Origin of the sequence: Sphingosinicella microcystinivorans (genome assembly GCF_027941835.1) — a bacterium.
In the GTDB taxonomy this organism is placed as follows: Bacteria; Pseudomonadota; Alphaproteobacteria; order Sphingomonadales; family Sphingomonadaceae; genus Sphingosinicella.
On sequence record NZ_CP116005.1, the window covers coordinates 2,822,900 to 2,835,912 of the forward strand.

Sequence of the window (13,013 nt, forward strand, 5' to 3'; positions counted from 1 at the left end):
TCCGGTCCGGATTCTACCGGAAACGCAAAAGAAGCACCCGGTTAGCCAAGCCGTCAGCCGCGATCATCGTTGCGGACGGTGGCTCCGGCATCGACGATGCGTGCGCGGCGAGGAACTGATGTGCGGCGGGCCGCCTCGACGGGGCGGGACCCGGCAACGGCGCTTCCGATCAGCAGCAGGATACAGGCATCCGGATCGACGGATTTTACCGCCAGCGGCAGCAGGTCGAGTCTCGTTCTCAGCAGAAGCGCGTCGGGGCGGCTGACGTTCGCCGCCACCAGCACGGGCGTGTCGGAGGCGAGGCCGTTCTCCGTCAGCCGCGCGGCGATCTCCGCCGCCGCGCCGCGTCCCATGTAGACGGCGAGCGTTGCGGCAGGATCGGCGAGGGTTTTCCAGTCGAGCGAAAGGGTTTCGCCTGCGCGCGCGTGCGCGGTCACGAACTGGAGGCGCCGCGCAACGCCGCGGAGCGTGAGTGAAATCCCGGCGCCTGCCGCGGCGGCGCTCGCGGCCGTGATGCCGGGGCAGATGCGCGCGGGGATGCCCGCAGCCGCCAGCGCGGCGAGTTCCTCGGCGGAGCGCCCGAACACGGAAGGGTCGCCGCCCTTCAATCGCACCACCCGCTCGCCGGCCAAAGCCGCCGAAACGAGAAGGCGATTGATCTCCTCCTGCGTCTTCGAATGCCTGCCCGATCGCTTTCCGACCGGGATGCAACGGGCATCCGCGGGCGCAAGCGCGAGGACCGCCGGGCTGACGAGTGCATCGTGGAAGATCACGCTCGCCGCGCCGATCAGCGCTTCCGCCTTGCGCGTCAGCAGTTCCGGGTCGCCCGGCCCGGCGCCGACGAGCCACACCTCGCCGGGGGTGATGCGCGTGTCAGCCATGCGCGCGCGCCTGAGCTTCGCCGATCAGCCTCCGGATCGCCGGGCGGCACGAACCGCAGTTCGTCCCGGCGGCGAGCGCGGCGCCGACAGCCTCCACGGAGGTCAGCGCCTGATCGGCGATGGCGGCGGCGATCGTCTTCAGGCCGACATCGAAACAGGCGCAAACGATCGCGCCGCGATCGGGCGGCGGCGTGGCAGGCCTTCCGGCGAGCAGCTCGACCGATGATGGTGCCTCGCCCGTACCCAACTGCGCGATCAGCCACGCGCGATCGGGAAGACCGCCGTCGCGCGCGGCGAAGAACGCGGCCATGAGCCTGCCGCCGTTCAGGATCGCGATCCTCGCGCTGCCGCGGGCGGCGTCGGTCACCTCGATGCGCTCGCCTCGCGGCAGCAGGCTCTTCGCGAATGCCATCACATCGCCCTCGCCGGCGAATTCCACGAGCCAGCCCTGCGGCAGGCGCACACGCGTCGCATAGAGAACATTGATGCCTTCGGGGACGGAGCGGGCGACAAGGAAGCCGCGCCACGCAGCGACGAGCCTTTCGACGCGCGCGGGGGTGGACTTGAACCCCGGCTGGCCGGAATGCGGATCGACGAGCGGGCGCGGCAGCAGGCCCGCGCGGCCGCCTGTCGATTGGCGGTCCGTCCAGTGTATGGGGACGAACGCCTCGCCGCGGCGCTGCGTGTCGACGCTCCGGACGCGGAAGACGCTTTCGCCCTGCGCCGTGGCGACGCGGGCGAGATCGCCGTCCGCGAGGCCGAGCGCGGCACAATCCGCCGGGTGGAGCTCCACGAGCGGTTCCTGCCGATGCTGCGCGAGCCGCGGCGACAGTCCCGTCCGCGTCATCGTGTGCCACTGGTCGCGGTAGCGGCCTGTGTTGAGCGTCATCGGCCACTTCGGCAGCGGCGGCTGAAGCTCTATCTGCGAGACCGCAATCATGCGCGCGCGGCCGTTCGGGGTCGGGAAGCGGCCGTCGGTGAATGGCGTTCCGCCCCAGCACCACGGCTCCATCTCGTCATAGGCATGGTTGCCGATCGCGGCGTGGCGGCCGATGTCGAAAAGGCGCGTGCCGCCGTTCTGGTACGTGGAGAGGCGCGCGTGCTCGCGGTAGATGTCCGCCGGGCGGGCATAACGGAATGTGCTCTTCCAGCCCATGCGCGCCGCCACCTCGGCAACGATCCACCAGTCCGGGCGCGCCTCGCCGGGGCAGGCGAAGAGGGCGCGCTGGCGGCTGATCCTCCGCTCCGAATTGGTGACGGTGCCGTCCTTCTCGCCCCAGCCGGCCGCCGGCAGGCGCACATGGGCGAAGGCACTCGTGTCGGTCTCGGCGATACAGTCCGAAACCACGACGAAAGGGCATGTTCCGAGCGCTTCGCGGACCGTACCCGCATCCGGCATACTCACCGCCGGGTTTGTCGCCATGATCCACAGCGCCTTGATGCGCCCGTCACGTACCGCCCGGAACAGGTCGACCGCTTTCAAACCCGGTTTCGCGGCGACCGTCTGCGTGCCCCAGAAGCGTGCGACGCGGGCGACATTCTCCGGCGAAAAATCCATGTGCGCCGCCAGCGTCGAGGCAAGCCCGCCGACCTCGCGGCCGCCCATCGCGTTCGGCTGGCCGGTGATCGAGAACGGCGCCGCGCCCGGCTTCCCGATGCGCCCCGTGGCGAGATGCACGTTCAGGATGGCGCTCACCTGATCGGTGCCGCGGATCGACTGGTTCACGCCCTGGCTGAACAGCGTCACCGTGCGGGGATGCGCGGCGAACAGCTCGAAGAAGCGCTTGAGATCGGCGGGCGCGACATCGCAGACCCTCGCTGTCGACCAGAGATCGCCGCCCTGCTCAAGCGCTTCCCAGAACCCCTCGGGCACGTCGACGCTCGCGGCGAGGAAGGCTTCGTCGACGAGTCCGGCGCGGCGGCAATGCGCCAGCAGCCCGTTCATCAGCGCCACGTCGCTGCCCGGCCGCAGCGCGAGATGAAGGTCGGCGTCCTCGCACGTCTCCGTGCGGCGCGGGTCGATCACCACCAGCTTCGTGCCGCGCGTGGCGCGCGCCGCCTGAATCCGCTGGTAGAGCACGGGATGACACCACGCGGCGTTGGAACCGACGAGGACGACGAGATCGGCCTGTTCGAGGTCCTCGTACTGCGCGGGCACCACGTCCTCGCCGAAGGCGCGGATATACCCGGCGACCGCGCTCGACATGCAGAGCCGGGAATTGGTGTCGATGTTCGCCGAGCCGATGAAGCCCTTCATCAGCTTGTTGGCGACATAATAGTCTTCTGTCAGCAACTGGCCCGACACGTAGAAGGCGACGCTGTCCGGACCATGCCGTGCGATTGCCTCCGAAAACCGCCGCGCGACGAGGCCGAGCGCCTTGTCCCAGCCGGCGCGCGCATTGCCGATCATCGGGTGCAGGAGCCGACCTTCGAGGCTGACCGTCTCGCCGAGATGCGTGCCTTTCGAGCACAGCCGCCCCCGGTTCGCGGGATGCGCGGCATCGCCCTTGATCTCGACGCTCCGGTCGCCGTTCGGCACGCCCGAAATTCCGCAGCCGACACCGCAATAGGCGCAGGTCGTGCGGATCGCCATCTCAGGCGGCCCTTTCCAGCACGGACGCCCGGCAGATAAGCACGCGTCCGCTGATCACCCGCACCGGGATCGTCGGCGTGCAGCCGACATCGGCGCCGATCGCCTCGCCGGTGGACAGCGAGATGATCCAGTTGTGCAGGGGGCAGGCGACGCTGTCGCCGTGAACGATGCCCTGACTGAGTGGGCCTTTCTTGTGCGGGCAGCGGTTGACAAGCGCATAGATGCGGTTCGATCCGGTGCGGAACACGGCGATCTCCTCGCCGTCCGCCACGGGGACCGTCCGCGCGCCGCGCAGCGGGATGTCGCTCGCCGCGCCGATATCGAGCCATTCGGGTGTCATGCGTCTACGCCTTCCATCGTCCTGATCGGCCGCACCTCGGCCAGCGGGCGGTGCAGCAGATCGCGCGCGCCGCCCGCCGCGCGTTCGGCCCAAGGGTCGTCCTGCATGAATTGCTGGCTGTGCCAAAAGCGTGCGGCGAGCGCGTCGCGGCCTTCGGCGTCCTCGACGACCCGCGCCTTCAGCCAGTCGAGCCCGACGCGCTCGATCCACGGCGCGGTGCGTTCCAGATAGCGCGCCTCCTCGCGGTAGAGCTGGACGAAGGCAGCGGCGTAGTGGATCGCCTCCGCCTCGGTCCCGACCTTCACCAGCAGGTCAGTCGCGCGCACCTTGATACCGCCGTTGCCGCCGACGTGCAGCTCGTAGCCGCTGTCGACACAGACCACGCCGAAATCCTTGATCGTCGCCTCGGCGCAGTTGCGCGGGCAGCCGCTCACCGCCATCTTGAACTTGTGCGGCATCCAGCTTCCCCAGAAGCCGCGTTCCAGCTTCACGCCGAGCCCCGTCGAATCCTGCGTGCCGAACCGGCACCATTCGGAGCCCACGCAGGTCTTCACCGTGCGCAGCGCCTTGCCGTAGGCGTGGCCGGACACCATGCCCGCCGCGCCCAGATCGGCCCACACGGCGGGGAGGTCCTCCTTGCGGATGCCGAAGATATCGAGCCGCTGGCCGCCGGTGACCTTCACCATCGGCGCATTGTATTTCTCCACGACATCGGCGATCGCGCGCAGTTCCTGCGGCGTGGTGAGGCCTCCCCACATGCGCGGCACGACGGAGTAAGTGCCATCCTTCTGGATGTTGGCGTGCATCCGCTCGTTGACGAAGCGGCTCTGCTGATCGTCCGCATACTCGCCCGGCCACGCGCAAAGCAGGTAATAGTTGAGCGCCGGGCGGCACGACGCGCAGCCGTCCGGCGTCGACCAGTGCAGTCTCTGCATCACTTCGGGAATGGACTTCATCGCCTGCAGGACGATCTCGCGGCGCACGTCGTCGTGGCCGAAGCTGGTGCATGTGCACATCGTCTTCGTCGTGCGCTCGCCCGCGTAGTCGTCGCCGAGCGCGAGCGCGAGCAGCATCTCGACGAGGCCCGTGCAGGAGCCGCACGAGGCCGATGCCTTGCACGTCGCCCGCACCGCGTCGAGCGTCTTCGCGCCGCCTTCGATGCAGGCGGCGACCTTGCTTTTGGAGACGCCGTTGCAGCCGCAGATTTCCGCATCGTCCGGAAGCGCCGCAACGGCCGCCTTAGGGTCCGCGCGTTCTCCCTGCGCGAAGGCCTGGCCGAAGATCAGCGCCTCGCGGATGGGCGTGATGCTTTCGGCTTTCCGCAGCAGGTCGAAGTACCAGTTGCCGTCTGTCCGCCGTCAGCACCAATGGCACAGATTTGAGGTTGTGAAGTAAGGAGGATTTGGGCTTCGTCGTAGTGACGAAGGAACGAAGATGAAGCCCAAATCCTCCTTGAAAAAATCGGCCAAGCCCCCTGCGGAACGGGTGGTGAAGGATATCCGGCGCGCGACACGCCGGCACTTCTCAGCAGAGGACAAGATCCGGATCGTACTGGAAGGGCTGCGCGGCGAGGACAGCATCGCCGAGCTGTGCCGCAAGGAAGGCATAGCGCAGAGCCTGTACTATACCTGGTCGAAGGAGTTCATGGAAGCGGGCAAGCGGCGCTTGGCGGGCGACACCGCCCGTGCCGCGACCACCGGCGAGGTGCATGACCTGCGCCGCGAAGCCCGTGCGCTGAAGGAATGCGTCGCCGATCTGACGCTGGAGAACCGTCTGCTCAAAAAAAGCATGATCGCGGATGGGGAAGGCGGCGAATGAGGTATCCCGCATCCGAGAAGCTGGAGATCCTCAGGATCGTCGAGCAATCGCACCTGCCGGCTAAACGCACGCTGGACCAGCTCGGTATCCCGCGCAGAACCTTCTACCGCTGGTACGACCGTTACCTCGAGGGCGGCCCGGAGGCACTGGAGGATCGGCCATCGGCTCCAAGCCGAGTGTGGAACCGCATCGGCGATGATATCCAGCAGCAAATCATCGACATGGCGTTGGATACAACCGATCTGTCACCCCGCGAGCTCGCGGTGCGCTTCACCGACGAGAAGCGCTACTTCGTGTCGGAAGCCACGGTCTACCGTCTGTTGAAGGCCCATGACCTGATCACCAGCCCGGCCTTCATCGTGATCAAGGCGGCCGATGCGTTCCACACGAAGACGACACGGCCGAACGAGATGTGGCAGACCGACTTCACCTACTTCAAGATCATCGGGTGGGGCTGGGTGTATCTGTCGACCGTGCTCGACGACTTCTCCCGTTACGTCATCGCTTGGAAGCTGTGCACCACCATGCGTGCCGAGGACGTCACCGACACGCTGGAGCTGGCGCTCGAAGCCTCGGGTTGTTCTTCGGCCAGGGTCGTGCAAAAACCGAAGCTGCTCAGCGATAATGGTCCCAGTTATATCGCTGAAGAGCTGGCCGAATGGATCGGCGCCAACGGCATGAGCCATGTCCGCGGTGCCCCGATGCATCCTCAGACCCAGGGCAAGATCGAACGCTGGCACCAGACCCTCAAGAACCGCATCCTGTTGGAAAATTACTTCCTGCCCGGCGATCTGGAGGCCCAGATCGAGGCCTTCATCGACCACTATAATCACCGCCGATACCATGAAAGCCTCGGCAACGTGACGCCAGCCGACGCCTACTTCGGCAGGGCACCTGCCATCATCAAACAGCGCGAAAGGATCAAACGACAGACCATCGAACATCGGCGCTTGCTGCACCGCAAGCTCGCCGCCTAATATCAGCCCCCAGACGAGGCCCGCGCTCCGCTAATTTACGCCGCGAGTTGCGCCAAATGTTCTGACGACGGACACAGACTCGTATCAAGCTATTGAAATTTCTGCATGTATCCGGTCCGCCTCTGTAGATCGGCGTCGCAGGACCGTGCCGGTATGGGGATGAGCGCAATAAGCAGCCAGTGCGGGCGTTCTCATGTCATCACCCCCCAAAGTCGATGATTTGGAGAATGCAACAGAACGATGTCAACTACGCTTGGGAGTGATCCGCGCTACCAGGATAAGGCATAAGTCCGCCCATAGACTGCGCTAGTCGCTCACTGAGCTCACGGTTTTCAATACGCTCCTGACCTGAATTCAAAAATTGGACCACTTTTGGGGAAAAGGCCAGATCTATGTCATTGATTTCCTTTTGTTCTGTAGCAAAATTACAGGATCAACGATCACGGTAACCTTCAGGCTCACCATCTGATACTACTCAATTTAATTTCGAACCAGATTCTTAAAGATGGTTTCAAACCTGCCCCTTGCCAAGCCGGGATGGCGAACTTCCCTTGCGGCTTCCAGATTGACGGGCTTGCCGACCACGACCAGCATGACCATTCCCATGGTGTAGTGAGGGGTACATTTGATGCCGTAGACACCCTCTTTGGTCAGCGTGACAGTAAAGTTCTCACTGGTCTTGCTCCTGAAGGCTCCTGCCCCCGCGGGAAGCATTCCCTTTATGGTCTCGGCATTGTGCGTCTTGTCCGTGGCAACGAAGTGGATCGTGTCGCCAGGAGCGGCCCGGACAAAGTCGGGTTCAAACACCATTGCACCTTTCTTTCCCTTATTGAGCATACGGACCTCGTGTTCGGCAGCCGTGGCCCCATAAGAGCCCACCATCAGCAGCGCGATGGCAGATGCAGCAAGGATCGACTTCATGCTTTTGTCCTTCTCTTTCTGACTTTGCTTTTTGTACGGTTGACATGCGCCCGTGCTGACGGCTTGAGGGCTAAGTTCGCCCAGCGCCAACATTGAGCCGCCGCGATTTGTACTTGGCCAAAACATGGTGCGCAGTCGTCTTCATCTCGCGCCACCTGGGGATGTGCTGCGCGCTATCTCTTGCACGGCCGAGATGCACTCGAGCATCTGCGCAGCGTAGACTTGGGCGCGTGCGCGCGCCGCTTCGGAAGATGCGTGATCACCCAGGTCGAGATAGCAATCGAGCAGCAATTCACATATCGGGCGCAGTCGGGCGGTCATCAGCCCTTGCACGTGGTTGAGCAGGGGCGTGTTACCGAGTGGCGTTTCACGGAGTTGACCGGCACGCGTGCGCGCCTCTGCAGCGCAACCGATGAGACTTTCCCTCATCTCGGAGCTCTCAAGTTCGGATACGACACCATCGACGAGGTTCGCGAACTGTTGCTCAAGCGAAGCAAGCGTCCAGTTGGTCGTTGCAAGAAGCGATGCACGCTGCCTGTGAAAAGCACGTCGCCGCTCCCGCCGCAGCGTTGCGACATGTTGAAGTTCCTCGCGTGCCATCTGTTCCGCCGCATCGCACAGCTCTCGCGAGGTGCTGCCGGCGGCGACATAAGTCCAGAACGCGAAAGCACGTTCTTCGTTATGTACGGCGGTTGATAAGGCTCGATAAGACGTAACAAGCTCGGGCGCCACAGTGGCAGCGTCATCGTCATCTTCGTCGTTACGCGCAGCGGCCGAGAAAGCCCGATAGAACGCAAAAAGCTCGGGCGCCACAGCGGCGGCACCTTTGTCGTCGAATGCCGGCGTCTTCCCGGTTATCTGTAGCGCCAGGTGCGAAACGTCGTTGAGGTGCCGGGTTTCCTCGGCGACGAGGTGCTCAAACGTCGCAGCCAGCTCCGGCTGGTTCTCGTCCCGCATATGCTGAGCAAGCTGCGAATAGCCGGCGATCGCCTCCCGCTCCATCGCCGCTGCGACCGCGAAAAGCTCCTCCATCGTTTCCACGGATCCGAAAGATCCGCCTTTGAGCTTTGGCACGCAACGATTTCCCATGGCCGACGTCGGTAGTCTTCCATCTGAAATCGCCGTTTGGTTTGCGGTAGATCAAATATGCATTTAAAATATTACTTATCGTCAGCGGTATTGAGCAACCCGCTTGCGAAAGACCGCTTCGTGATTGGCCGTCATTGCTCCCGACACCATCATCCAGGCGGAGGCAAGGCCGGGAGCATCCCGTTCGTCGGTGGACTTGCACGCCTTCCGGTCGCAATCCGCTGGTTCCTGCTCACTTCGCTCCTGGTGTTCCTGATCACACCACCGCTGGCCGGGCAAACTCTCAGCACGACCTCACGACTTGCAGAGTATCTTCCAAAGGTTCAGCCCAACGAGCTGTTCACCGGCGCAGACCGCTTTGGTAACCCGGTCGGAGAGCCAGCGATTGTCCCGGTTTGGCGCGGCAAGGAACTTGAGGGCTACGCCTATCTCAATTCCGATTTCACCAGCGCTATAGGCTACTCGGGCAAGCCGATACGGATCGTGGTTGGGATAGATACGCGGGGTGTGCTGCGCGGGCTCAAGATGGTCGAGCATCATGAGCCGATTGTTCTGATCGGTATTCCCGAGCAGCGCGTGATTGCGTCACTCAATACTCTCATCGACTGCGACATCGGCCGTGTCGCGGCTGGCGGCGAGCGACCGCCGCAGGTGGATATTGTAAGCGGCGCGACGGTGACCGTGCTCGTCATAGGTGACAGCGTGGTGCGTTCAGCAGTACGGTTGATCCGTAGCGGAAGACTTGGCGGCGTAACATCGGCAGAAGCTGCGCCTGCGCTCGCCGAGCGCCCCAAGCTCGACCTCTCAAAGAGAGAGCTTCGTAGCTGGGAAGAACTCATCGGCGACGGATCGATACGCAGTTTACAGATGACCGTCGGTGAGGTGACGAACGCCTTCCAGCGTGCCGGTAAAGCACTGGCGGCAGGGCGGTCTGAGAGCCAGAATCCCGACGATCGCTTCATCGAACTCTTCGTAGCGCCGGTCAGTGTGCCTGAAATCGGCATGAGCCTGCTCGGCAAGGAGGGGTTTGAACGTTTGCAGGCACGGCTCGGGCCTGACAGGCACGCGATCGTGGTTGCCGGCAGGGGAGCCTATTCCTTCAAGGGCTCCGGCTACGTCCGCGGCGGTATTTTTGACCGCATCGAGCTCATCCAGGACGGCCAGGGCGTGCGCTTTCGCGATCGGGAGCACACCCGTCTTGCGAGCTTCGTGGCGACGGGCGTGCCACAATTGAACGAGATTGCACTGTTCACCATACCGCAAGACTTCTCCTTTGATGTTACGGCACCGTGGGAGCTGCAGCTTCTTGTATTGCGTGGCTGGAGTGCGCGCGAGCGGGCGACGCTCGCCTTTGATCTCGGCTATTCGCTGCCGGCCCGTTACCTGACAGGCCAGCTTGCTTCCTCTGCCGCAACGCCAGCAGAGACGGCCGAACCTTCAGATGAGGCTGCGGAAGCCGAGCCGCTCTGGATGACGGTCTGGCGGATGAATGCAGTATCCATCGGCATTACGATCGTCGCACTGCTGGCGCTTACCGCGATCTTCTTCTTCCAGAATTCGCTGGTCCGGCGGCCGGTTCTCTTCACATGGACGCGCCGGGCCTATCTCTGCTTCGTCCTGATTTGGCTTGGCTGGTACGCAAATGCTCAGCTTTCGGTTGTCAACGTCCTGACCTTCACCAATGCCTTCATCACCGGCTTCCATTGGGAGTTCTTTCTCGCTGCACCTCTCATCTTCATCCTCTGGGCGGCGATCGCTGCAGGGCTCCTCTTCTGGGGAAGAGGTCCATTCTGCGGATGGCTGTGTCCGTTCGGGGCATTGCAGGAACTGACAAACAGCCTCGCCAGGTGGTTCAAAGTACCGCAGATCAAGGTACCCTTCGCGTTACACGAGCGGCTGTGGCCGATCAAATACATGATCTTTCTCGGTCTCTTCAGTCTTTCTCTGTACTCACTTGCGCTTGCCGAGGTGTTTGCCGAGGTTGAGCCCTTCAAAACCGCCATCATCCTCAACTTCGTTCGGGAATGGCCATTCGTCCTCTTCGCCGTAGGGCTGCTCGTCGTCGGCTTGTTTATCGAGCGCTTCTACTGCCGATATCTCTGTCCGCTGGGCGCTGCGCTCGCCATTCCCGGCCGCATCCGCATGTTCGAGTGGCTCAAGCGTTGGCCCGAGTGCGGATCACCCTGCCAACGCTGCGCCGTTGAGTGTCCGGTCCAGTCGATTCATCCGGAGGGGCAGATCAATGTCAACGAATGCATCTACTGCATGCACTGCCAGGAACTCTACAACGATGATTACCGCTGTCCGCACATGATCCAGGTGCGGCTCAAACGAGAGAAGTATGCGCGGTTGTCCTCGCCCTCGATGCGGAGCGACGGTCCGAAGTCTTCAGTCATCATGCATAAGAGCGTGCCCATCGCCAGATCGGACGCTGGCGGTAACCCCGCACCATTGCAAACAGAAGGAGAGAACGGTCATGTCTCAGAATGAAGACAACAAGGGTATCAATCGACGGAACGTACTCGGTACGACGGCAGTCGTCGCGGCCGCAGCAGGAGCCGCGGGGGCCGGTGCACTCACATTTGGTTATAGTGCGCTGAGACCAACGGCGTCGCAAACTGCACGCGGAGCCTTCGAGGTGAAGCCGGGGGAATTGGATGAGTATTACACTTTCTTCTCCAGCGGCCAGACGGGCGAGGTTCGCGTAGTCGGCCTGCCCTCAATGCGTGAACTGATGCGCATTCCGGTTTTCAACCGATGCAGCGCCACTGGCTGGGGGCAGACCAATGAAAGCCTCAAGATTCTGCGTGAAGGAATGCTGCCTGAGTACAGGGAATTGATGGCAGCGACGGGTGGCCTCTATCTGAATGGCGACCTGCACCACCCCCATCCCTCCTTCACGGACGGCACTTATGATGGCCGCTATCTGTTCGCGAACGACAAGGCAAATACGCGTGTGTGCAGAATTCGTCTTGATGTGATGAAATGCGACAAGATCATCCAGTTACCGAACCAGCATACTGTCCACGGTTTGCGCATTCAAAAGTATCCCAAGACCGGATACGTATTCTGTAACGGCGAGGACCGCGTGCCCGTTCCCAACGATGGCTCGGTACTCGACGATAAGGAGAAATACCACAGTATTTTCACCGCGGTGAACGGCGAGACGATGGAGATTGCCTGGCAAGTGATTGTCGATGGCAATTTGGATAACGTCGATGCGGACTACCAAGGCAAATATGCCTTCTCTACCTGCTACAATTCTGAGGAAGGGGTCACGCTTGCCGAAATGTCCATGAATGAGCAGGATTGGGTCGTCATCTTCAATCTCAAGCGTATCGAGGATGCCGTCGCCAAGGGGGATTATCGGGCCATCAATGGCGTCAAGGTCGTCGATGGGCGCAAAGGCTCGCCCTGCACGCGTTACGTTCCGGTCGCCAATAGCCCGCACGGCATGAACACCGCGCCCGATGGTATCTACATCGTGGCCAACGGCAAACTGTCGCCGACGGTTACCGTGATGGATGTCCGCAAGTTCGATGATCTGTTCGATGACAAAATCCAGCCGCGCGACGTTGTCGTCGCGGAGCCTGAGCTCGGTCTTGGGCCACTCCATACTGCGTTCGATGGCAAAGGCAATGCCTACACAACCTTGTTCATCGATAGTCAGATCTGCAAATGGAGCATTCAGGACGCCATTCGATCCTATCGTGGCGAGTCTGTTGATCCCATCCGCCAGAAGCTCGACGTTCACTATCAGCCTGGCCACAATCACACCTCCATGGGCCAGACCAAGGAGGCGGACGGAAAATGGCTATTGTCGCTTAACAAGTTCTCAAAGGATCGCTATCTCAATGTTGGGCCACTAAAGCCGGAGAACGATCAGCTCATTGATATTTCGGGCGACGAGATGGTCCTCGTACACGACAATCCGACCTTTGCTGAGCCGCATGATGCAACCATCGTGCACCATAGCAAGGTCAACCCGGTGCACATATGGAATCGTTCCGATCCCTTCTTCGCCGATGCCGTAAAGCAGGCGGCAGCCGACGGCGTGGACCTGATGGCCGACAGCAAGGTCATCCGCAATGGCAACAAGGTTCGAGTCTACATGACCTCGACCGCACCAGCCTTCGGTCTCGAGAGCTTCTCGGTCAAGCAGGGTGACGAGGTTACGGTATATATCACGAACATAGACGAGGTTGAGGACCTGACGCACGGCTTCAGCATCATCAACTACGGCCTCAACTTCGAGGTCGCCCCCCAAGCGACTGCCTCGGCTACGTTCATCGCCAACAAGCCGGGCGTCTACTGGTACTACTGCTCCTGGTTCTGCCATGCCATGCACATGGAGATGAAGGGCCGCATGTTTGTGGAGCCGAGGCCAGCTTGAG

Annotated in this window: 8 protein-coding genes and 1 pseudogene; 3 read left to right on the plus strand and 6 right to left on the minus strand. The window is 62.3% G+C overall.

Annotated features, from left to right (window positions below):
* Window positions 1–53 precede the first annotated feature (53 nt).
* The 4 genes and pseudogenes from cobA to PE061_RS13510 form a co-directional block, all read right to left on the minus strand.
* Window positions 54–881 (minus strand): uroporphyrinogen-III C-methyltransferase, encoded by an 828-nt coding sequence (cobA, locus tag PE061_RS13495; RefSeq protein WP_271255798.1) that lies wholly within the window; start codon window positions 879–881, stop codon window positions 54–56.
* On the minus strand, window positions 874–3,474 hold the full coding sequence (locus PE061_RS13500; protein WP_271255799.1) for a nitrate reductase: 2,601 nt from the start codon (window positions 3,472–3,474) through the stop codon (window positions 874–876). Before PE061_RS13500 ends, cobA begins: the two co-directional genes overlap by 8 nt.
* A gap of 1 nt (window position 3,475) precedes the next feature.
* Window positions 3,476–3,814 carry a nitrite reductase small subunit NirD gene (gene nirD, locus PE061_RS13505; RefSeq protein ID WP_271255800.1) on the minus strand — a complete coding sequence of 113 codons (339 nt, stop codon included), beginning with the start codon at window positions 3,812–3,814 and terminating at the stop codon, window positions 3,476–3,478.
* A pseudogene (locus PE061_RS13510) lies at window positions 3,811–5,163 on the minus strand ((2Fe-2S)-binding protein); the annotation flags it as partial. The pseudogene PE061_RS13510 and the gene nirD, both read right to left, overlap by 4 nt.
* 85 nt (window positions 5,164–5,248) lie before the next feature.
* Here PE061_RS13510 and PE061_RS13515 point away from each other — a divergent pair.
* Window positions 5,249–6,609 (plus strand): IS3 family transposase gene (locus PE061_RS13515; protein ID WP_271255801.1). Its coding sequence is split into 2 segments (ribosomal slippage): window positions 5,249–5,594 and window positions 5,594–6,609, totalling 1,362 coding nucleotides; the frame shifts between segments, so codons are not numbered across the junction.
* Window positions 6,610–7,089: 480 nt separating this feature from the next.
* Here the strand turns inward: PE061_RS13515 and PE061_RS13520 are convergent.
* Window positions 7,090–7,530: a pseudoazurin gene (locus tag PE061_RS13520; RefSeq protein WP_271255802.1), complete on the minus strand. Its 441-nt coding sequence runs from the start codon at window positions 7,528–7,530 to the stop codon at window positions 7,090–7,092.
* Between the two features lie 141 nt (window positions 7,531–7,671).
* Window positions 7,672–8,604, minus strand: coding sequence for a ferritin-like domain-containing protein (locus PE061_RS13525; protein ID WP_271255803.1), 933 nt, complete (start codon window positions 8,602–8,604; stop codon window positions 7,672–7,674).
* A gap of 72 nt (window positions 8,605–8,676) precedes the next feature.
* Here PE061_RS13525 and PE061_RS13530 point away from each other — a divergent pair, with 72 nt between their 5' ends.
* Together PE061_RS13530 and nosZ are read left to right on the plus strand one after the other, a co-directional pair.
* Entirely contained in the window at window positions 8,677–11,109 is a 2,433-nt protein-coding gene (locus PE061_RS13530; protein WP_271255804.1) for a NosR/NirI family protein, read from the plus strand.
* Window positions 11,096–13,012 (plus strand): TAT-dependent nitrous-oxide reductase, encoded by a 1,917-nt coding sequence (gene nosZ, locus PE061_RS13535; RefSeq protein WP_271255805.1) that lies wholly within the window; start codon window positions 11,096–11,098, stop codon window positions 13,010–13,012. Before PE061_RS13530 ends, nosZ begins: the two co-directional genes overlap by 14 nt.
* The last annotated feature ends 1 nt before the right edge of the window (window position 13,013 follow it).

Excerpts from the sequence above, each read along its gene's own strand:
- cobA (WP_271255798.1), bottom strand. The coding sequence starts at position 881 with ATGGCTGACACGCGCATCACCCCCGGCGAGGTGTGGCTCGTCGGCGCC.
- PE061_RS13500 (WP_271255799.1), bottom strand. The coding sequence starts at position 3,474 with ATGGCGATCCGCACGACCTGCGCCTATTGCGGTGTCGGCTGCGGAATT.
- nirD (WP_271255800.1), bottom strand. The coding sequence starts at position 3,814 with ATGACACCCGAATGGCTCGATATCGGCGCGGCGAGCGACATCCCGCTG.
- PE061_RS13520 (WP_271255802.1), bottom strand. The coding sequence starts at position 7,530 with ATGAAGTCGATCCTTGCTGCATCTGCCATCGCGCTGCTGATGGTGGGC.
- PE061_RS13530 (WP_271255804.1), top strand. The coding sequence starts at position 8,677 with ATGCATTTAAAATATTACTTATCGTCAGCGGTATTGAGCAACCCGCTT.
- nosZ (WP_271255805.1), top strand. The coding sequence starts at position 11,096 with ATGTCTCAGAATGAAGACAACAAGGGTATCAATCGACGGAACGTACTC.